Origin of the sequence: Xenophilus azovorans DSM 13620 (assembly GCF_000745855.1) — a bacterium.
Lineage (GTDB): Bacteria > Pseudomonadota > Gammaproteobacteria > Burkholderiales > Burkholderiaceae_C > Xenophilus > Xenophilus azovorans.
The window spans coordinates 120,352-140,882 of record NZ_JQKD01000008.1 but is presented as its reverse complement, the minus strand read 5'-3'; the positions used below and the strand labels follow the sequence as shown (position 1 = coordinate 140,882).

General features: G+C 73.7%; 12 protein-coding genes. 4 read left to right on the top strand and 8 right to left on the bottom strand.

The features are described from left to right. Positions 1–10 precede the first annotated feature (10 nt). Together Q392_RS07510 and Q392_RS07505 are read left to right on the top strand one after the other, a co-directional pair. Positions 11–2,005: a hybrid sensor histidine kinase/response regulator gene (locus tag Q392_RS07510; RefSeq protein WP_038203972.1), complete on the top strand. Its 1,995-nt coding sequence runs from the start codon at positions 11–13 to the stop codon at positions 2,003–2,005. Between the two features lie 8 nt (positions 2,006–2,013). Continuing rightward, positions 2,014–2,814 carry a hypothetical protein gene (locus tag Q392_RS07505; RefSeq protein ID WP_038203969.1) on the top strand — a complete coding sequence of 267 codons (801 nt, stop codon included), beginning with the start codon at positions 2,014–2,016 and terminating at the stop codon, positions 2,812–2,814. Here the strand turns inward: Q392_RS07505 and Q392_RS07500 are convergent. Next, complete coding sequence (locus tag Q392_RS07500; protein WP_038203966.1) at positions 2,754–4,466, bottom strand: glycosyltransferase family 2 protein; 1,713 nt, start codon at positions 4,464–4,466, stop codon at positions 2,754–2,756. The two genes, Q392_RS07505 and Q392_RS07500, sit on opposite strands and share 61 nt — an antisense overlap. A gap of 62 nt (positions 4,467–4,528) precedes the next feature. Here Q392_RS07500 and Q392_RS07495 point away from each other — a divergent pair, with 62 nt between their 5' ends. Then, a complete protein-coding gene (locus Q392_RS07495) occupies positions 4,529–5,383 on the top strand; it encodes a glycosyltransferase family 25 protein (RefSeq protein ID WP_038203963.1) in 855 nt (284 codons plus the stop codon). A 23-nt stretch (positions 5,384–5,406) separates the two neighbouring features. Here Q392_RS07495 and Q392_RS07490 read toward each other — a convergent pair whose 3' ends face one another. The 7 genes from Q392_RS07490 to rpe all read right to left on the bottom strand — a co-directional run bounded on the left by Q392_RS07490 (position 5,407) and on the right by rpe (position 20,026). Continuing rightward, on the bottom strand, positions 5,407–10,653 hold the full coding sequence (locus Q392_RS07490; protein WP_038203948.1) for a beta strand repeat-containing protein: 5,247 nt from the start codon (positions 10,651–10,653) through the stop codon (positions 5,407–5,409). Positions 10,654–10,661: 8 nt separating this feature from the next. Next, positions 10,662–12,368, bottom strand: a complete 1,707-nt coding sequence (locus tag Q392_RS07485; protein WP_245610664.1) for a ShlB/FhaC/HecB family hemolysin secretion/activation protein — start codon at positions 12,366–12,368, stop codon at positions 10,662–10,664. 14 nt (positions 12,369–12,382) lie between these two features. Further along, positions 12,383–14,524: a CHAT domain-containing protein gene (locus Q392_RS07480; protein WP_245610663.1), complete on the bottom strand. Its 2,142-nt coding sequence runs from the start codon at positions 14,522–14,524 to the stop codon at positions 12,383–12,385. A 168-nt stretch (positions 14,525–14,692) separates the two neighbouring features. Then, entirely contained in the window at positions 14,693–17,233 is a 2,541-nt protein-coding gene (ligD, locus tag Q392_RS07475; RefSeq protein WP_038203942.1) for a DNA ligase D, read from the bottom strand. Between the two features lie 13 nt (positions 17,234–17,246). Further along, the gene (gene ku, locus Q392_RS07470; protein ID WP_038203939.1) at positions 17,247–18,266 is read right to left on the bottom strand and encodes a non-homologous end joining protein Ku; all 1,020 of its coding nucleotides are present in this window, start codon (positions 18,264–18,266) and stop codon (positions 17,247–17,249) included. Between the two features lie 82 nt (positions 18,267–18,348). After that, on the bottom strand, positions 18,349–19,323 hold the full coding sequence (locus tag Q392_RS07465; RefSeq protein WP_038203936.1) for a M14 family metallopeptidase: 975 nt from the start codon (positions 19,321–19,323) through the stop codon (positions 18,349–18,351). Between the two features lie 16 nt (positions 19,324–19,339). After that, positions 19,340–20,026 carry a ribulose-phosphate 3-epimerase gene (gene rpe / locus Q392_RS07460; protein WP_038203933.1) on the bottom strand — a complete coding sequence of 229 codons (687 nt, stop codon included), beginning with the start codon at positions 20,024–20,026 and terminating at the stop codon, positions 19,340–19,342. A gap of 99 nt (positions 20,027–20,125) precedes the next feature. Here rpe and apaG point away from each other — a divergent pair, with 99 nt between their 5' ends. Then, positions 20,126–20,518 (top strand): Co2+/Mg2+ efflux protein ApaG, encoded by a 393-nt coding sequence (gene apaG / locus Q392_RS07455; RefSeq protein WP_425425172.1) that lies wholly within the window; start codon positions 20,126–20,128, stop codon positions 20,516–20,518. Positions 20,519–20,531: the final 13 nt, after the last annotated feature.

The following is a 20,531-nucleotide window of genomic DNA, read 5'->3' as shown; positions in this document are numbered from 1 at the left end:
CCGTCTGCCCATGAGCGATCCGCCCTCGGTGCCCGCGGCGCTGCGCGAGGCGGCAGCCAGCAACAGCGCCCCCATGCCATTGGCGGCCGAGGCGCCGCCGCCGCTGCGCGTGCGCGGCAGCCTGCAGGGCGACCTGGTGCGCCTGGGCGTGCTGCCCTGCGCGGTGCTGGCGCTGGCGCTCACCGGCTGGTTCACTCACGCCCGGCTGGCCACGCTGGAGGCCCAGTTCAACGCCGAGGGCCAGGCCATCGCGCGGCAGGTGGCCGCCATGTCCGACCTGAGCCTGTACGCCGGCGACGTGCCGGCGCTGCAGAACGTCGTCGGCGCCGCGTTGCGCGGCGGGCAGGCGGCGCGCATCGAGATCAGCAACAGCGCCGGCATCTTCGTCGCCGCCGGCCCCGCGCCGGCGGGCGACGCGCCGCTGCGCACCTTCTCGGCGCCGGTGACGCTGCGCGAGGCCTCGCGCGCGGCCGCCTTCGCGCCGGCCGGCTCCACCACCGCGGGCGACGCGCCCATCGGCCTGGTGCAGGCCTTCCTCGACACCACCGCCCATGCGCAGGAGCGCACGCGCACGCTGATGACCGGCATCGGCCTGGCGGTGCTGGCGCTGCTGATGGCCTGGGCCGCCGTGCGCCACATGGCGCGCAGCATCGCGCGGCCGCTGCGGCGCGTGACGCGCACCGTCGCCGCGCTGCAGGCCGGCCAGTTCGACGCGCGCTGCGACGTGGCCGCGCCGCCGCCGCGCTTCTCGCGCGCCGGCCGCGCCGAGGCGCCGCACCACGAGTTCGCCGACCTCGCGCGCGACGTCAACCGCCTGGCCGAGCGGCTGCAGCAGCACCAGCAGGTGAGCGAGCAGCGGGTGCGCGAGGCCACGGCGGTGGCGCTGATGCGCATGGCCGAGGCCGAGCAGGCCGCCCTGTCGCGCGCGCGCTTCCTGGCCGCCGCCAGCCACGACCTGCGCCAGCCGCTGCACGCGATGGGCCTGTTCATCGACGGGCTGCTGGACGGCGCCACCGAGGCCCAGCGCCCGGCGCTGGCGCGCCTGCAGGAGAGCGCCGCCTTCATGGGCGTGCTGCTGGACGACCTGCTGGAGATCTCGCGCCTGGACGCCCAGGTGCTGGCGCCGACGCTGGCCGACGTGCCGCTGGCGCCGATGTTCGACGCGCTGGCGGCGCAGCACGCCGCGCGCGCGGCCGAGGCGCGCGTGCGCCTGGTGTGGCGCGACCGCGGCCGCGCCGTGCGCAGCGACGCCGCGCTGCTGCAGCGCGTGGTCGGCAACCTGGTGGCCAACGCCATCCGCCACGCACCGCTGGACGGCACGGTGCTCGTCGCGGCGCGGCCCTGCGCCGCCGGCGTGCGCATCGAGGTGCGCGACAACGGCGTGGGCATCGCGCCGATCCACCAGTCGCGCATCTTCGAGGAGTTCTACCAGGTGGCCAACACCGAGCGCGACCGGCGCCAGGGCTTCGGCCTGGGGCTGGCGATCTGCGCGCGCATCGCCGCGCTGCTGGAGACGCGCATCGCGCTGCGCTCGGCGCTGGGGCTGGGCAGCACCTTCTCCGTCGCGCTGCCGGCCGCCGAGGGCGCGGCCGCCGCGCCCGCGCCGGCCCCCGCCCCGGTGCCGGCCGGGCTGGCGGGCCTGCGCTGCCTGGTGGTGGACGACGACCCGGCCATCCTCGAGGGCACGGCCGCGCTGCTGCGGCAGTGGGAGTGCCGCTGCGACACCGCCGCCACCGCGCGCGAGGCGCTGGCGCTGCTGGAAGCCGCCGGCGCGCGCTACGACGTGCTGCTGTGCGACCTGCAGCTGGCCGGCGGCGAGGACGGCATGGACGTGGTGGCGGCGGCGCAGCGGCTGCATCCGCAGGCGCAGGCCGTCATCGTCTCCGGCGCCACCGGGCCGGAGGACCTCAAGCGCCTGCGCCAGCACGGCGCGATGCTGCTGACCAAGCCGGTGGCGCCGGCCAAGCTGCGGGCGCTGCTGGCGGCCCGCAGGCTCGCGGCATGATGCGGCCCATGAAGGACCTCAGCGCCCTGCGCGACATCCGCCCCTTCGTCGCCACGCCCAGCTACACCGGCGCGCTCACCTCGGTCTACGTGCGCAGCCTGCTGGGCCTGGTCAACGCGGCATGGACGTACGGATTCGCCATGCAGACGCGCTTCCTGGACGGCGACAGCCTGGTGCCGCGCGCGCGCAACCGGCTGGTGGCCGAGTTCATGGCCGACGCGCGCTGGACGCACCTGTTCTGGATCGACGCCGACGTCGGCTTCGAGCCCGACGCCGCGCTGCGCCTGCTGCTGTCGGGGCACGAGGTGGTGGCCGGCGCGTACCCGCAGAAGACCGACGGCTGGCCGGCGCGGGGCCTGGCCGAGGCCCTGCCCGCGGGCAGCACGCGCGAGGACTTCGAGGCGCGGCATGCGGAGTTCCCCGTCAACTTCGCCGGGCCGGCGCCGGCCCGCGCGGACGCGGACGGCTTCGTCGAGGTGCAGGACGCGCCCACCGGCTTCATGCTGATCGAGCGCAGCGTGTTCACCCGGCTGGCCCAGGCCATGCCCGAGCTGCGCTACACGCCCGACCACATGGAGGACGCGGCCGCCGCCGCGCAGCCGCACTACCGCTTCTTCGACGTCTGGGCCGAGCCCGGCAACGGCCGCTACCTCAGCGAGGACTTCGCCTTCTGCCGCCGCTGGCAGTCGATCGGCGGCCGGGTGTTCGTCGACACGCGCTCGCGCCTGAGCCACACCGGCACGCGCACCTACCGCGGCGACTTCGCGCGCAGGCTGGCGGGCTCCGGCGGCAGGCCCGACATGTCGTAGCCGCGCCCCGGCGCCACCGCGGCCAGCCGCAGCGCCGGGCCTTCCTCGGCCAGGTAGTCGTAGCCGATCGCCTGGAAGCGGCGCTCGGGATCGAGGCGGTTGTAGCGCTCGCGCCGCGCGATCCGGTCCTGGCGGCGCATCGAGCCCAGGTGATAGAAGCGGTAGTAGCTGCGCAGCAGTTCGCCGCTTTGCGCGACCACGTCGGGATACCAGGGCCCGTGCAGCGCGGGCGCGGCATCGAAGGCGATCTGCTGCGGCAGCCGGAACAGGCACACGCGCGACTTGCGGCCCCAGACGCCGTCGACGCGGAAGCGGTCGGGCGCGTCCCACAGCTCGCAGTTGGCCAGCGACAGGCAGGACAAGCGCTCATCCGGCAGCGAATCAACGATCGCGCCCAGATGTTCGAGAAAGAGCGTCTCGTAGCGCTCGTCGGCGTCGCAGGGCAGCACCCAGCCGGCGCCGTGGCGGCGCGCGCATTCCAGCAGCCGGCGGCGGTTCTCGCGCTCGTTCCAGACATGCGGCTCGCGCGGCGGGTTGGACAGCAGCTCCAGCAGCTTCGGCTCGCGCCGCAGGATGTCCGCGGTGGCGTCGGTCGATCCGTCGTCGAGCGCCACGAAGCCGTCGACGTGCGCGCGCAGGTGCGCAAGGCAGCCTTCGAGCCACTGCGCCTCGTTGCGCACCTGCATCACGCAGACGATGCGCAGCCGCGAGGTCAGCCGCTGCGGTGCGCCGGCGCTGCAGCGCGGGCAGAAGTAGTGCGGCGCCGGCTCGTGGTGCAGCATGCGCGCGCAGATCTCGCACTGGCGGCGCGAGCCCATGGCGAGCACCGGCGCGGGCTGCAGCCAGGCGGGCGCGGCCGCCGCCTGCGGCGCGTCGCGGCGCGCGATGCGCGAGAAATCACGGCCCCACCCGTCCTCATGCGGCCCGTTGGCACGCGCCGCCGCGGGGGTGCAGCGCTGCCAGTCGACGTCCGCGTCGAAGCGCTCGCCGCCGTCGCGCGCCTCGAAGGACAGGTGCAGCAGCCGCAGCGCGGTGCAGGCCAGCAACTGCCGGCCCGCCATTTCCAGGCGCACGCGGAAGTCGTCGTCGTCGCCGCCCCACTCCTCGAAAGACTCGTCGTAGCCGCCGACCGCATCGAAGGCCTCGCGTGCGCAGCACAGCGAGCCGTAGAAGGTGCGCAGGTACGGTGCCTCGGGCACCCTGGCCGCGAACAGCGCCTGCAGCGGCTCATGCCCGGCCTGCCCGGCCTGCCCGTCCAGCTCGTCGAAGCGCGCGAAGCCGACCCGGCCCAGCGCCACGGCGCGCGGCTGCGACATCGCCGCATGCAGCGCCAGGGCCGGCGCGTCGCCCACGTAGGCCGACTCGGGCGAATGCACGAGCACGAAGCGCCCGGCGCTGTGGCGCACGCCGGCGTTGATGGCGCGGCAGGGCGGGCGCCAGGCATGCGGCCGGTCGTTGACCAGCAGCGTCCAGCACACCGCCGGGAAGCGCTGCAGCAGCCGCAGCAGCGGCGCCTCCTCGGCGCCGTCGTCGAGCGCGATCACCACCTCGATGCCGGGACGCGCCCAGTAGGGCGCGTTGAGGACGGCGACGCGCTCGAACTCCGCGAGCTTGCGGTAGAAAGGCAGCACGATGCTGAGCCACGGCGTCATGCCGCGTCCTCGTCCGCACGGGAGAATGCGCCATCCGGGCTCATCGATTCCATCCCGCCATCATGAACGGCTGCTTCATCAACCTGCAGCGCAGCAGCGCGCGGCGCGAGGCCATGCAGGCGCAACTGCGCGAACTCGGCCTCACCGGCATCCGGCGCCTGGAGGCGATCGACGCGGCCGGCCTGCCGCCGGCCGCGGCGGGCGCCGCCGTCTCCGCCGGCGAGCAGGCCTGCTTCCTCTCGCACCTGGCGGCGCTGGAGGCGGCCGCGCCCGGCGGCTTCCACCTGGTGCTGGAAGACGATGCGCTGCTGAGCCGGGCACTGCCGGCCCTGCTGCGCAGCGACGCGCTGGCGCGGCTGGAGCCCTTCGACCTGGTGTTCCTCGAATGCCTGCCCTACACCTCGGCGCCGGCGCTGCTGGCGCTGTGGCAGAGCCTGAAGCGGCACCTGCCGACGGACGCCGGCGCGCCGCGCGAGGCCGCCGCCGGCGTCGAGATCCTGGACGCGCGCGGGCTGTACAACTGGGGCGCGGTGGCCTACCTGGCCACACCGCGCGGACTGCGCACGCTGCCCGCCCTGCTGCGCGAGGCGCTGGCCGCGGGGCCGGCCCACCCTCTCGACCTCACGCTGAACCGGCTGGTGCACGAGGGCCGCATCCGCGCGGCGGTGCTCGCACCCTTCCTGGCCACGCCGATGCTCGACAGCCATGCGCGCAGCACCATCGCGGACCGCCCGCGCGCCGCCGAGAACGACGCGCTCGGCGGCGCGCTGCGGCGGCTGTTCTTCGCCGGCCCGGTCGACGGGCTGGAGGCCCACGTCGCGGCCTACCGCCATGCCCCCCTGACGGCCGATCCGCAACTGCGGCTGCTGGCCGACCTGATGGCGCAGTTGTTCGTCATCACGGCGCGGGACGACTGACGGCCGAGAAGACCGGGGGTGCCTCAAAAATCCGCGCAGCCGTTCTTGCGCTCGGTGTCCACGCAACTCGTCAGGTTGGGACGCGAGCGCACGCGCGACCATTCGCGCGCCAGCAGGTCGTCGCCCTGCTGCGCGCGGTCGCCGCCCAGCGGGCCGGTGGCGAAGCAGATCGGCGCCGCGCCGATGTTGCGGTCGAAGGTGTAGGTGTAGGTGCTGGGCAGCTCGCGCACCAGATCCGGGCCGACGAGCGGCGGCAGGCGCCATGTCACGACGGGATCGGGCGCATTGGTTCCCCGGGCATAGATGAAGTGGTTGTCGCCGGGCGAGACGGCGACGGGACAGGGACCTGGATAGGGGCAGGCGAAGATGTCGGGCCGCTGCCCCGAGCCGGACAGGCCGCCGCGCGATTCGCCCTCCCAGGTGTCGGCCCAGATGCGCCAGGGCGCGCCGCCGATGCTGCCGCCGCCCGGGTTCTGGAAGCGCGCGGCCGCCACCAGGTCGACGCCGGAGGTGCTGCTGACGGGCATGTCGAGCGTGAGGTCGCCGGAGAGCGTGCGCACGAACACCGTGTCCGCCGCCATCGAGGTGGCGGACACCACCTGCGGCTGGTTGCTGGCGGCATCGAAGCCGGTGACCGACAGGGCGCCCAGGCGCACGCCGTCCACGTCCTGGTAGCGGAAGGCGCCCGCGGCGCCGCCCGCCAGGCTGTTCTCGCTCACGTTGTTGGCCGCCCGGTCCAGCAGCACGCTGCCGCCGGTGGAGCGCGCCAGCAGGTGCTGGGCCACCACGGGCGCGCCCGCCGTCTGCGTGATGTCGCCCGCCGACAGCAGGCCCAGGCGGTCGGCCGTGACCGGCGCGTTCAGCGCGATGCCGCCGCTGCCGGCGCCCTCGTTCTGCAGGGTGAGCGCGCCGCCGCGGGTCAGCGGCGCGGCGACCGTGATGGCGCCGGCATGCGTGTTGCTGCCCACCACCAGGGTGGGCGCGTTCAACTGGGACAGCAGCGCGTCCGAGACGGCGAAGCCCGCTGCCGGCGCCCCGCCCACGGTGATGGCCGAGGACGTGGCGTCGAAGACGTTCAGCGCGGTGTCCATGCCGCCGGGCCGCAGGTTGATGGTGCCGGCGGCACTCACCGGGGCCTCCACCACCAGGGCCGGCGTGCTGCCGCCGCTGGCGGCGCGCAGGATCAGGTCGCCGCTGGACTGCACCTGCGGCGCCGCGCCGGGCAGGGACGGCGCGCCGCCCGCCTGGATCGACACGCCGGTGCTGGCACCGGTGGCGCTGCCGGTCAGCTCGATGTCGCCGCCGCCGGTGGTCGCCAGGCGCGCACCGTTCTCCAGCCGCACGCCGCTGTCGGTGCCGTCGTAGATGTCCGCGTCGAAGGCGCCGCGCAGGCGGATGCTGCCGCTGCCCGTGACGATGCCGCTGCCGCCGGTGACCAGCACGCCGTGCGTGGCCGCATAGGCCGAGGACGGGTTGGAGCGCACCACCCCCCGGACCTGCACCTCGCCGCTGGTGGTGGTGATGCTGCTCTTGTTGCCGATCACCACGCCGGAGTAGCCGAACGGCGGGTTGCCCGTGGCGGTGATGTCCACGTTGCCCGTGGAGGTGGCGATGGTCGCGCCGGACAGGCTCACGCTGCCGCTGGCGATGCTCACGCCCCCGCCGGCACCGGCGTCGGACTGGCCCGCGCGGGTGTCGATCAGCGCCGCGGTGACGTCCACCGATCCGGCCGGCGCCCCGGGCTGGCCGGTGAGGATGGACACGCCGCCGCCGTCGGTCGTGATCTGGGTGCCGGAGCCGACGCCGACATAGGCCCCGTCGCCATAGGCCGCCATGGAAAGGGCGCCGCCGCCGGTCGCCACCTGGGCGGCGTTCAGGGAAACGGTGGAATTCGTCCCGGCGGCGCCGGGCGTGCCGGCCTGCAGCGTCAGGTTGCCGCCGCCGGTGTCGATGTCGGTGTTGAAGGCAGACAGGTTCGAGAAGGTGCCGCCGGCGACCTGCATCGTCACGTTGCCGCCCTGCGTGGCGATCGTGGCCCGGTCCGCCGCCGAGTTGCCCGAGAAGCTGAGGGAGTTGAAGGCGCCGCCGCCGGTGCCGGCGTTGAAGATCACGTCCATCGGCCCGGTGGTCGAGCGGATGGTGGGGGCGGCCCCCGTTCCGGCGAAGCTGCGGCCGATGCTGCCGGCCGCGTCGAGCTGGAAGAACACCGGCGCCGCGCCCGTGTTGCGCTCGATCAGCACGCCGTTGTCGAAGTTGATGTTGCCCGGATCGGTGCCGCCGGTGCCGGTCGTGATGGTCACGCTGGTGCCCTTGTTGAGGGCCGCGTTGATGTCGCCGTCCTGGATGGTGGAGGTGGCCACCGGCACGAAGGGATTGGTGGGCAGCGAGCCGCTGGCCACGCCGCTCTGGATGGTCACGTTGTAGGGGTCGATGAGCCAGCTGCCCGCCTGGCCCGCGGGGGCCGAGGCGTCCACCTGGATGCCGCCCAGCTCGAACGAGCCGCCCGACGTCTCGATCGTGCCGCCGTTGCCGCCGGCGCTGCCGCCCTTGGCCTCGAAGCTGCCGAAGGCGCGCAGCGAGCGATCGCCGACGACGCGGATGCTGCCGCCGTTGCCGGTGCCGCCCAGCGCATTGGCCTGCAGCGACAAGGCCGAGCCGATCGCCACCACGCCGGAATCCTCGTTGCCGGCGCCGGGCGCCGTGGCGCCGTGGATGTCGATGCTCCCGCCGCCGGCCTGGCCGCTGGCGTCGGCGAGGCGGGGGATGTCGGCCGCCGTCTCCGCCAGGATGTTGCGCCCGCTCACGCCGATGTGGCCGCCGACGCCGGTGGTGCTGACGACGTCCAGCAGGGGCGAGTCGTAGCCGCCGGCCGTCAGGCGGACGTCGCCCGTGCCGGCCGCGATGGTGATGGTGCCGCCGGCGGCGTGCAGGCCGTCAGCCTCCTGCTGCGACCGTACCTGGACGGCGAAGGGCGTGACATCCAGGTCCAGCGGCTGGAAGGTCACCGGCGCACCCGTCTCGTCGACGCCGAAGCCGGCGCTCCCCGCGGTGCCGCTGATCTCGATGCTGCGGCCCGCGCCGGCCTCGAGGCGTGAACCGTCGATCAGCACGCCGTGCGAGGCCTGCACCGTGAAGGCGGTGCTCAGCGAGGTCGCGAGATCCGGCAGCCCGGACGCCATGCCGGACAGGTCGCCGCCCTGCCCCGAGATGCGCAGGCTGCCGCCGGTGCTCAGTTCCGCGCCCGTGATCGACACGCCGGCGCCGCCTGCGGCCTCGCCGACCAGGTCGTCGGTGGCCCAGTCGCGCACCGTCCCGTTCAGCACGATGTCGCCGCTCTTGGACGACAGGCTGGCCGAGTAGTCGTCGCCGCTCACCCGCACGCCCGAGGCGCCCGCGGCACCGCGGCCGGTGAGGGTGATGCTGCCGGCCTCCGTGCTCAGCGTGCTGTCGTTGCCGATGCTCACACCGTCCGAGGCGCTCAGAACGCCGCTGCCCAACGCGCTGCCGATGCCGCCCTCTCCCCGCAGGGAAATGCTGCCCGAGCCGTGGGTGCTCAGCGTGCTTTCGCCCAGCCAGATGCCGCTGCGCACCTCGCCGGCGACATCGGCTTCCTCGCCCTTGACCTGCCCGCCGACGGCACTGCCGTCGCTCTTGCCCTGGCCGAAGAAACGGATGTTCCCGCCGTTGGCATCGATCACCGCCCCATCCAGCCGGATGGCTGCTGCCGCGCTGTTGGCCTTGCCCGCCTGCGCGAGCGCAAGGCCCTGCGCATCGGCGTTGAACTCGACGTTCAGCGCGCCGCTCTCGGAGGCGATCATGGCGCCCCCACCCTCGTCCTGGCGCATCTCGATGTTGCCCGCCGAGTTCACGCGCAGCGTGGCCGTGCCGCCGCTGTCCTTGATCACCTGCGCGCCGCTCTGGAAGACCACGCCGACGTTCTCCTGCGGCACCGTGCCGGACGAGCGCGTGGTGAGCGTCACGTCGGCGCCCTGGCTCAATGCCTTGCCGATCACGCTGGCGGCGATGTTGCCGGTGTCGCCGTCGCCCACGATCGTCAGGTTCTGGCCGCCCTCGGCCGTCCAACTGCCGTTGCCGCCGCCCGCGCCGCCGCCGGCATGGATCTTCGTGCCCTCCAGCACGCTGAGGTTGCCGGCCGAGGTACGGATCTCGCCGCCCTTCACGCCTGCCGCGTCGCCGCGCGCATCGAGCGTGCCGCCCACCTCGAGGCCGGCGGCACCGTCGACGCTGGCGCCGATCGCTTCCAGCACGATCTCGCCGCCGCGGTTGACCAGCGACCGGGCACGCACGGTGCCGCTCTGGTTGACCACCTGCTGCGCCACGCCCGACGCGCCCACCAGCACCACGCGGCCGCCGTCAGCGGTGATGGTGCCGGTGTTCATCACCAGCGCCTTGGTGCTCGCGTTGAGTTCCGCCTCCTCCGCGCTGCCGCCCGGGTCGGCCTGCACGACGGCGACCGAGGTGTTCATCAGCCCGCCATCGACCGGCACGGTGAACTTCGTCAGCCCGTCGCCCTCGAAGTCCAGCGTCACCCGGGCGCCCGACACCAGGCCCACCGAGCCGCGCGCCACGTTGATCTCGCCCTCGTTGCGCACCAGCGCGCCGATCAGCCCGACCGTGCCGCCCTCGCCCACGCTGATCGTGGCACCGGGCTGCACCGTCACGCGGGCGGTGCTGTTGGCGTCGTTGATGTCGCCGCCCAGGATCAACTGCTTGCCGCCGGCCATGAAGGCCTCGTTGCGCGTGGCCTCGTCCGGCCCCGCGATGTCCAGCGTGGAGGCGATCAGCCCGCCCGTGCTCACGCTGGAGCCCTTGGAGAAGACCACGCCCGAGGGATTGATCAGGTAGACCGAGCCGCCCGAGCCGGGCACGTCGGAGCCGATCAGCGTGCTGGTGAGCTTGCCCTGGATCACCGATGCCGTGCCGCCGGTGACGCGGTTGAGCAGCACGCTGGCCACGCTGGGCTGCACCACGTTGACGTGTCCGCTCTGGCCGATCGAGAAGCTCTGCCAGTTGACGATGCCGCGCTGCGACGCCTGGTTGATCGTCATGACGTTGCCGGCCACGCTGCCCGTCACGGAGCCGGCCATCACGTTGCCGAACTGAGGCAAGCCGCCAACGGGGCTCGGGCCGCCGTTGATGATGACTTGGCCCCAGGCCATGCCGGCGCCCATGCACGCCAGCGACAGCGCCAGCGGCCGAAGGCGCCAGTGCCGCGGCATGGCCTTCGCGGAAAGATCACGGTTTCTCATGGCGCCTCTCAGAATGTCTTTTGCGCCTGCACGTACAGCCGCGGGTTGCGCCCGCCGCCGTCGGCGCGCGCCGGCTCGGTGCCCGCGCGCCAGGCCAGCGTGGCATTGATGGCGAAGTTGCCCGGGCGCACCCAGCTCAGGCCGATGCCCGCACCGCGCAGGCTGCGCGAATTGGGCACGGCGTCGTAGATCGTCGGGTTCCTGATCTGGCGCCCGCGCGCCGCGTCGTAGAAGACGAAGGGGGTGAGTTCGGCGTTGGCCGACCAGCGCCATTCCACGGTGCCGATCAGCCCCTGGTCCGCCAGCACCTCGCCCGAGGGGTAGGCCCGCACCGCGCGCGCGCCGCCGAGCGACAGCTTCTCCGAGGCATCGAGGTTCCTGCTGGCCCACTGGCCGCCCAGCGCCAGGTACAGCGAATGGCCGGGGATGACCGCCTGCAGCCGCGAGAACTGGAAGGTCGCCTTGCTGAAGCCGCCTTCGGTGCGGTGGCCGCCCACGCCCTGGTCGGCCAGCAGGGTGTCGGCGTCGCCGATGGACAGGCGGCCGCGGTAGAGCGTGCCGGCGCTGGCCCAGTAGCCGCCGCCCAGCCACTCGTCGCGGCGCTCCCAGGTCCAGCCCAGGCCAAAGCCGCGCACGCGCTTGCGCGCCGAGAAGTCCACCGCCCTGTACTCGTCGGTGAGCTTCTTGCTGTCGGCCGAAAGGCGCAGGAAGAGGTTGTGCTGGCGCTGGCGGATGAGCGGGTAGTTCAGCGAGACGTCGAACACGTCGGCCTTGCCCTGCGCGCCCAGCTCGGCGAACTCGCCGCCCAGTTCGTAGTTGACGCGCGCCAGCCCCACGCCCACGCGCAGGCCGTTGGTGCCGATGGGCGCCTCGTAGGCGATGCGGCCGAACTGCAGCGCATTGCCGTTGGAGACCATGGCGCGCAGGTCGAGGTTGTCGCCGATGCCGAAGGGGCTGGCCCAGCGCACGGTGCCGCCGAGGCGGTAGCGACCCGATTCCTTGGTGCCGTGGTTGTCGGCCTCGGCCGCGAAACTCCAGCGCGGGCCGGGGTTCACGTCCACCACCAGGTCGGTGGTGCCGGGCGCGGTGCCCTCCTGCAGCGAGGAGCCCACGCGCAGCCCCGGCTGGTCCGACAGCAGCAGCATCGCGCGCTCGTACGACGGCGCGCTGACCGCCTCGCCCACCGCCACCGGCGCGAGGAAGCCGCGCACGCGCGCCTCGCTGGTCGGCGCCTCGGGCGCGAGGTTGACTTCCATCTTGCCGATGCGGCCTTCCACGATGCTGATCTCGACGATGCCGTCCTGCACCTTCTGCACCGGCACCACGGCCTGCGCGAGGAAGTAGCCGCGCTCGCGGTAGCGCTGGGTGATGGCGCTGGCCAGCGCCTCCAGGTCGGCCAGCGTCACGTCGCGGCCGATGTAGGGGGTGGTGAGCTCGCGCAGGTCCTCGGACGACAGCGCCTGCGCGCCATTGAGGCGCAGGTCGTTGAGGCGGAAGGAGACGGCCGGCGCGGGCGCGGCCGGCAGGGTCTGCGGCGCGGCGCCCTGGGCCGTGGGCCGGGCGCAGGCGTCGCAGGGGTTCTGCGTGGGCAGCAGCGGCAGCTGCTGGGTCGCGCCCTGGGCGCGCGCGGCGCCGGGCGCGGCGCACAGCAGCAGCGCGGCGGCGGCGATCGCCACGGGGTGCGGCTGCATGGGGCGTCGAGGGGTGTGCGTCATGCTCTTCCTGCTGCTCATGCGCCGCCCGCCGTGACGGTGAGGCGCCAGTTGCCGATCAGGTTGAAGGGCGCCCAGAAGAAGGGGTGCGCCAGCTTCGGGTTGCGCAGCACCGCCAGCTGGCCGGCCTGCATGGCCTGCTGCAGGTCGCGGCCCTTGGCCAGTTCGCCGTACAGCGTGCTCATCAGCACCTCGGTCGCGTCGTCGGAGACGGGCCACAGCGAGGCGATCAGGCTGGAGCTGCCGGCCGAGAGGAAGGACCGCGTGAAGCCCAGCACCTCGTCGCCCTGCGCGATGCGGCCCAGGCCCGACTCGCAGGCCGACAGCGTGACCAGCGCGTTGCTCTGCATGGGCAGCTCCAGGATCTCGTGCGCCTCCAGGAAGTTCTGGCGGCCGCCCTCGTTGGCCAGCAGGATGCGCGAGTACAGCGGGTCGACCTGGTCGGCCTCGGCGTGCGCGGCCACGTGCACGATGGGCGCGCGGCCCACCGCCTCGCGGAACTGCGTCTTGGTGGCCTGCGCGCCCATGAAGACGCGGTTGCTGGGGAACAGGCGCGCGAGCTGCTTGACCTCCGCCTCGGAGCCGGGCAGGTCGTACTTGTCCTCGATGCGCGGGTTGCCGAAGGCCGTCAGGTCGGCCTGCGCGCTGGGCGTGCGCTGCGCCAGCTGCACGGCGATGCTCATCGAGGGCGCGACGGCGATCGGGTGCGTCTCGATCAGGTAGCGGCCGCCCACGCGCAGCGCCTGGAAGGGCAGGTAGTGCAGCGGCCCGTGCGGCACGATCACCAGCCGCTCGCCGGCCTTCAGGCCCAGCGGGGCGATCAGCGCCTCGCCCAGCTTCTCGCCGTTGGCCACCGCCGTGCGGCGCCCGCGCACCACCGAGTTGCGGTACGTGTCGACCAGGTCGGTCAGCTCGTCGCGCGTGACGGCGATGCTCTGCGTGCGGATGCTGTCGGGCCCGATCACCCACACCTGCAGCCGCTCGGGCAGGACGTGGAACTCGATCACCCGCTCGTCGGGCCGCAGCGCGCGCTGCAGCGCGGGCAGGTCGATGGACTGCATGGCCTGCTCGCTGAGCTTCGCCCGGCCGCGCACCGCGTCGAGCAGGGCGCGCGAGCGGCTGCGCTCGCTGATCTCGAAGGCGCGCTGCGCGTCGCCCACCTCCGCGTACAGGCCGATGGCGCGCTCGAACACCGACTGCAGGTCGGAGAACAGGCCCATCTTGAATTCCTCGCTACGGAAGCGCGCGCGCACCTTGTCCACGTTGCCGACGGCGCGGCCCAGCGCGTCGGCGGCGGCGGCCTTGTCGCCCAGCGCGAGTTCGCTGCGCGCCAGGCCGTCCCAGGCCCAGAGGCGGTAGTACTCGGTGTCGGTGCCCATCTGCCGCGTGGTGAGGTCGGTGTAGAGGGCTTTGGCCTCGGCCGGCTTCTTCTCGGCCAGCAGCAGGCTGGCGCGGGTGCGCTCCACCTGCGCGGCCAGGGCGGCGTCGCGCGGCGTGCCCAGCTCGTCGACGACCTGGCGCGCCCGCGCGGTGTCGCCGGCCTCGATCAGGGCGTTGGCGAGCGAGGCGCGCACCAGCGGCGCGTAGCGCTCGGAGCTGCCGGCCAGCGCCTCGTCGTAGCTGCGCACCGCGCCGGCGTAGTCGCCGCGCCGCGCTGCCACGTCGCCCAGCACCTTGTGCGCTGGGCCGACCACCAGCTTCGGGTCGCGCGCCGGGTACTTGAGCGCCTCGCGCGCGAACTGCTCGGCCTTCTCCAGCTGGCCCGAGTAGCTGTAGACGATGGCCAGGTCGCGGTTGGCCATGGCGCGCAGGTTCGGGTCCTGCGTCTCGCCGGCCAGGTGCAGCGCCTTGCTGGCGGCGCGCACGCTCTGGCGGAACTCGCCCGCCTCGGCCAGCGCCACCGCCTGGCTGCAGTACTGGTAGCCGCTGAGCTTGACCTGGTCCTGCGAGTAGAGGATGGCGCCGTCATTGGTCAGCGCCAGCAGGGTGTCGGTGTCGGCGAGGCGGGCCTGTTCCTGCCTGGCCGCGGCGGCCTCCGCATCGGGCGCCTGGGCTCTTGCGCCGGGCGATGCCGCCAGCGCGGCGATGACGGCACCCATCCACAGCCCATGCACCATGCGCCGGCGCCACGGGTACCGCGCGGTGCTCTTCGTCGCCAATCGTTCCATTCGACCCCCAATGCCGCGCCGCGCCCGCCGCCGCACACCGGCGGCCGGTCGCGCTTGGGCGACGCCGGGGCAGTCTAGGGAGCGGCCCCCCGCGGGGCCAATTTGCAGGATGGCCTAGGGCTTATGGACTACGCAGGCGCGGGGAAGACGGAAGGCGCCTCAGGGCGTGAAGCCCAGCACCTTCATCGGCCGCGCCAGGCCGCGCCGCGCGCGTGCCATGCCGTCCCAGGGCGCGTTGCCGGTGCCGGCCATGCGCGGGCGCACGGTGGCCAGCGTCCAGTGGGCGCCGCTGTGCAGCTCGGGCAGTTCCTCCCACGCCACCGGCACCGACACGCCCAGCCCCGGGCGGGCGCGCAGCGACCAGGCGCTCACGGTGGTGGCGCCGAAGCCGTTGCGCAGGTAGTCGACGAACACCTTGCCGACGCGGTTCTTCGGCCCGCTCTTGGCGACGAAGCGTGCAGGGATCGTCTGCGCAAGGTGTTCCACCACCGCGCGTGAGAAGGCCTTGACGGTGTCCCACCCATGCTCGCGCCGCAGCGGCACGACCACGTGCAGGCCCTTGCCGCCGCTGGTCTTGAGAAAGCCAACGAGGCCCAGCTCCTGCAGCAGCGTGCGTACCAGCAGCGCGGCCTCCTGCACCTGCGCCCAGGCGACGCCCTCGCCGGGGTCCAGGTCGAAGGTCATGCGGTCGGGCTGTGCGATGGCGCCGGAGGTGGCGTTCCAGGTGTGCAGCTCCAGCACGTTCATCTGCGCCGCGGCGACGAGGGCCCGCGCGGTATCGATCTGCAGCAGCGGCTCGTGGCCCGGGTCCAGCGCAGGATCGAGCCGCTTCACGCCGGGCAGCTCGGCCTGCTGCGCGTGCTTCTGGAAGAACAGCTCGCCGCCCACGCCCTCCGGCGCGCGCACCAGCGAGACCGGCCGGCCCTTCAGGTGCGGCAGCATCAGCGGCGCGGCCTCGGCGTAGTAGGCCGCCACGTCGCCCTTGGTGGCGCCGCTGGCGCGGTCGATCACCCGGTCGGCATGCGAGATCCGCAAGTCGGCGGCGCGGGGCGTGCGGGCAGGCATGGCGGCGTTCTCCTTCGGTGGGGCGGAGGCGGCGCGCTCGCGCACGATCTCGTGCGGTGGCTTGTCGGTGCGCAGGCCGTGGAACACCGCCTGGCGCACGTGGCCGCCCTGCGTCCACTCGCCGAAGGACACCTCGGCCACCAGTTGCGGCCGCACCCACTGCACGCGCGATGCGCGCAGGCCGGCCGGGCGCGGCTCGAAGGGGCAGGCGTCGGTGTGCAGCTTGCGCAAGGCGGCATGGATGCCGGCGAGCAGGCGCGCGTCGAAGCCGGTGCCGACGTTGCCCGCGTGGCGCAGGCGGCCCGCCTCGTCATGCACGCCCAGCAGCAGCGCGCCGAAGCCGGCGCGGCTGCCCTGCGGCGCGGTGTAGCCGCCGATGACGAACTCCTGCCGCAGGTGGTGCTTGAGCTTGATCCAGTCCGCGCTGCGCCGGCTGACGTAGGGCGAGTCGCGCCGCTTGCCGACGATGCCCTCGAAACCCAGGCGCGCGGCGGAGGCCAGCAGGTCGGCCGGCGGCGCGTCGAAGTCCTCCGAGAAGCGCAGCATGCCCGGCGGCCGCGTGCCCAGCGCCTCGCGCAGCGCGGCGCGGCGCTCGGTCACCGGCGCATCGCGCAGGTCGCGGCCGCCGAGGAAGGGCGCGTCGAACAGCCAGTAGACGATGCGGGACGTCGCCTGCCGGTCGAAGGCGTTCTGCAGCGCCTGGAAGTCCGGTGCGCCGCGCTCGCCTTCCACGCCGATCTCGCCGTCGAGCCAGGCCGAGCGCAGCTTCAGCGCGTCCAGCGCGCGCGCCAGCTCGGGCAGGCGCGCCGTCCAGTCGTGCCCGTTGCGGGTGAGGCAGCGCACCCGGCCCTTCGCATCGACGCGGGTCAGCAGGCGGTAGCCGTCGAACTTCAGCTCCCACAGCCACTGGGCCGGATCGGCCGGCGGCGAGGCGACCAGGGTGGCGAGTTCGGGGGCGAGGGTGTCGGGCAGGGCGTCATGCCCCTTGCCGCGTGCCCGCGGCCGCGCCGGGCGACTCGCGGCGGCCGGCGCGGCGGGCGGTGCGCCGAGCACGCTGTCCGGCTCGGCCTGCTCCACGTCGTAGTCGTCCAGCGGCCGGGCCTCGGCGTCGTCCTCCTTGATCAGCAGCCAGGCGGGCTTCTTCTCGTCGGCGGCGGAGCGCGGGCGCATCCGCACCAGCGTCCAGCCGCCGCGCAGCTTGCGGCCGTGGAGCGTGAACTTGAGCTTGCCCGCCTTCAGCGCGCGGCGCGCGTCGCCCTCGGGCGTCCAGATGCCGTTGTCCCACACGATGACGGTGCCGGCGCCGTAGTGGCCCTCGGGGATGGTGCCCTCGAAGCCGGCGTAGTCCAGCGGGTGGTCCTCCACCTGCACCGCCATGCGCTTGACGGCCGGGTCCAGGCACGGGCCCTTGGGCACGGCCCAGCTCTTCAGCGTGCCGTCCAACTCGAGCCGGAAGTCGTAGTGCAGGTGCGAGGCATGGTGCTTCTGCACCACGAAGGCCAGGGCGCCGGCGGCGGAGGGCGCGCCGCCGGTGGGCTCGGGCGTGGCGCTGAAGTCGCGCTTGCGGCGGTAGTCGCCGAGGGCGCGGCGGGCGGTGCCGGCGGAAGCGCGTCGGGAGCGGGTCTTCTCGGCCATGGCGGGCGGAGGCTCAGGCGGCGCGGCGCGACGGCGTGGCCCGGGCGGCGGACTTGCGCGGCGCCGTCTTTCGCGCCGCCTTCGCCGGCGCGCGGCCGCCGCTGCGCGCCTTGGCCGCCGGCTTGCGTTTGGGCGGCCGGGCTTCGTCGCCGTCCTCCCCGTCGTCCTGTTGTGCGGATGCGCCGCGCCCGCGGCCGCGCAGGCTGCGCTGCAGCAGCTCGGTCAGGTCCAGGATCTTGGCGCCACCGCCGGTCTCGCCGCGCTCCACCGGCGCCAGCCTGGCGACCTCCTCGGTCTGGCCGGCCGCCACCTTGCGGTCCACCAGCTTCATGATCTGCTCGCTGAACTCGTCGCGGTAGTCCTCGGGGTTCCAGGCGGTGCTCATGTCGTCCACCAGTTGCCCGGCCATGCGCAGCTCGCGCTCGGTGAGGCCGGCCTTCTTCGCATCGGCGTCGGGCAGCGGCAGGTCTTCCCAGGAGCGGATGTCCGAGCCCCAGCGCAGCAGGTTGAGCACCAGGCCCGGCCCGGCAGGCACCAGCGCGGCCAGGTGCTGCTTGGTCTGGATCACCACCCGCGCCACGCCGATGCGGCGGCTGCGCTGCAGGGTCTCGCGCAGCAGCGCGTACACCTTGGCGCCGCGGTTGATCGGGGCCACGTAGTAGGGCCGCTCCAGGTAGACGAAGGGGATGCCGTCGGCCGGCACGAAGCTCTCGATCTCGATGGTCTGCGTGGTGCGCGGGTAGGCGTCGGCGATCTCCTTGTCGCTCAGCACCACGTACTGGCCGCTCTCGTACTGCACGCCGCGCACGATGTGCTCGCGCGCGATCTCCTTGCCGGTCTTCTTGTTGATGCGCTTGTAGCCCACCGGGTCCATGCTGCGCTTGTCGAGCCAGTCGAAGTCGATGCCGCTGTCGCGCGTGGCCGAGTACAGCGCCACCGGGATGTGGACGAGGCCGAAGCTGATGGCGCCTTTCCAGAGGACGCGCGGCGCGGGGGCGGTGCGGGAGGAAGAAGAAGCGGATTTGGAAGCCATGGCGAAGACTCCTTCGATCCTCCACTCTAGGCAACCCGCCCGGCGGGCGGTGTAGGCGCGCAGGAGGCGCGCCCGTCTGTTGTCAGCCCAGCACGCGCTCGCTGCGCGTGGCGAAGTAGAACCACTCGCTGCCCGGCAGCGCACGCGCGTTGGGGAAGACGATGAAGCCGTCTCCCGGCGCCGCCACCACGGCGCCGTCGTGGCGCAGGCCGACCGGCTCGCCGGCGCGCACGGCGTCGAAGGTGGCCCAGTCGCGCACGAAGCGGTCGCCCTGGTGCAGGCGGTCGGACACGCCGGCCAGGCGCAGCAGGCGCGGCGCCGGCGGCGGCCCTTCGCCGGCCAGTTCGGGCGGCAGCGGCGCCATGCCCAGCAGCGCCAGCGTGCGGCGGATGGCGCGCCACGCCACCTCGGGCGCGACCGGGTCGCGGTGCTGGCCGCATTCCAGCGTCACGCCGTAGCCGCCGCGGCTGCGGATGTATTCGTTGGTGCCGCAGCCGTAGCCCAGCGCCTCGGCCCCCGGCGCCGCGCCGCCGGCGCGCTGCGCCAGGCCGGCGGCGTAGATGTCCAGCCAGCCCTCGACCACGGTGGGCGTGCGCAGGTGCAGCGCCAGGCGGCCTTCTTCCGCCGCGCGGGCGAAGGGCTCCAGCGGGCCGTCGTTGTCGCGCGGGCCGATCATGGCGAAGGCCTCGCCGCGGCTCTCGAAGGAGTGCAGGTCCAGCAGCACCTCGTGCCGCTCGATCAGCGGGCACAGCAGGTTGGCCAGGCGGTCCTCGTTGTCCACCGGCACGGTGCGCGGCATGAAGGCGCGGTTGAGGTTGCGCTCGCCCTCGCGCGCCAGGCGCCGCCGCGCCAGCGGGTTGGCGATCGGCACCAGCGTGAGCTGGCCGCGCTGCAGCGCGAGCGTGCCGTCCGCCAGTTCGCCGAGCACGCGCTCGATGCCAGCCGTGCCGCAGGTCTCGTCGCCGTGCACCCCGCCCATCACCAGCAGCCGCGGCCCTGGGCGCAGGGCGGCGAAGCCGTGGATGCGCAGGGTGTCGTCGGCGGGGGTGGCGGGCATGGGCGAAGGGCGGGCGTCAGCCGGCGAGCTGCGCCCGCATCGCGGCGATCACCGCCGCGTAGTCCGGCGCGTTGAAGATCGCGCTGCCGGCCACGAAGGTGTCGGCGCCGGCCGCGGCCACGCGGGCGATGTTGTCGGCCTTGATGCCGCCGTCCACCTCCAGCCGGATGTCGCGGCCGCTGGCGTCGATGCGCTTGCGCGCCTGTTCGATCTTGCGCAGGGCCGAGTCGATGAAGCCCTGGCCGCCGAAGCCGGGGTTGACGCTCATGATCAGGATCAGGTCGATGTCCTCGATCACCCAGTCCAGCACCTCCAGCCCGGCGCCGGGGTTGAACACCAGCCCCGGCCTGCAGCCCGCCGCGCGGATGGCCTGGATGCTGCGGTGCACGTGGGTCGAGGCGTCGGGGTGGAAGCTGATGTAGTCGGCGCCGGCCTTGGCGAAGGCCGCCGCCAGCGCGTCCACCGGCTCGACCATCAGGTGCACGTCGATCGGCACCGCCTGGCCGGCAGGTGTCTTCGCGTGCGGCTTGAGCGCCTCGCACACCATCGGGCCGAAGGTGAGGTTGGGCACGTAGTGGTTGTCCATCACGTCGAAATGGATCCAGTCGGCGCCGGCGGCGATGACGTCGGCCACCTCGGCGCCCAGGCGGGCGAAGTCGGCGGACAGGATGGAAGGGGCGATGCGGTGCGTGGGGCGGCTCATGGGCGCGCATTGTCGCGGGATTGCCCCGGGGATTGCCCGCAGACGGGCGGCCGGCGGCCGGTTGCTAACATCGGCGGCATGCCGCGCCCCGAGCACCCGATGACCGTGGAAGTGGAGCCGCAGTACCTTGCGGACCAGTCTTCCCCCGTGGAAGGCGTGTATACCTTCGCCTACACGATCACGGTGAGCAACGTGGCGGACTTCGCCATCCAGCTCATCGCGCGCCACTGGCTGATCGATGACGCCTCCGGCCACACGCAGGAGGTCAAGGGCCTGGGGGTGGTCGGGCAGCAGCCGCTGCTCGCGCCGGGCGAATCCTTCCGCTACACCAGCGGATGCCGGCTGCGGGCGCCGCGCGGCACCATGCAGGGGAGCTATTTCGTGGTGAGCGAGAAGGGCGAGCGCTTCGACGTGCCCATCCCGCTGTTCGTGCTGTCCGCCGAAGGCGGCAGTGATCCGCACGCCGCCGGCGTGCCGCGCGTCCTGCACTAGCGGGCGCCGGCCC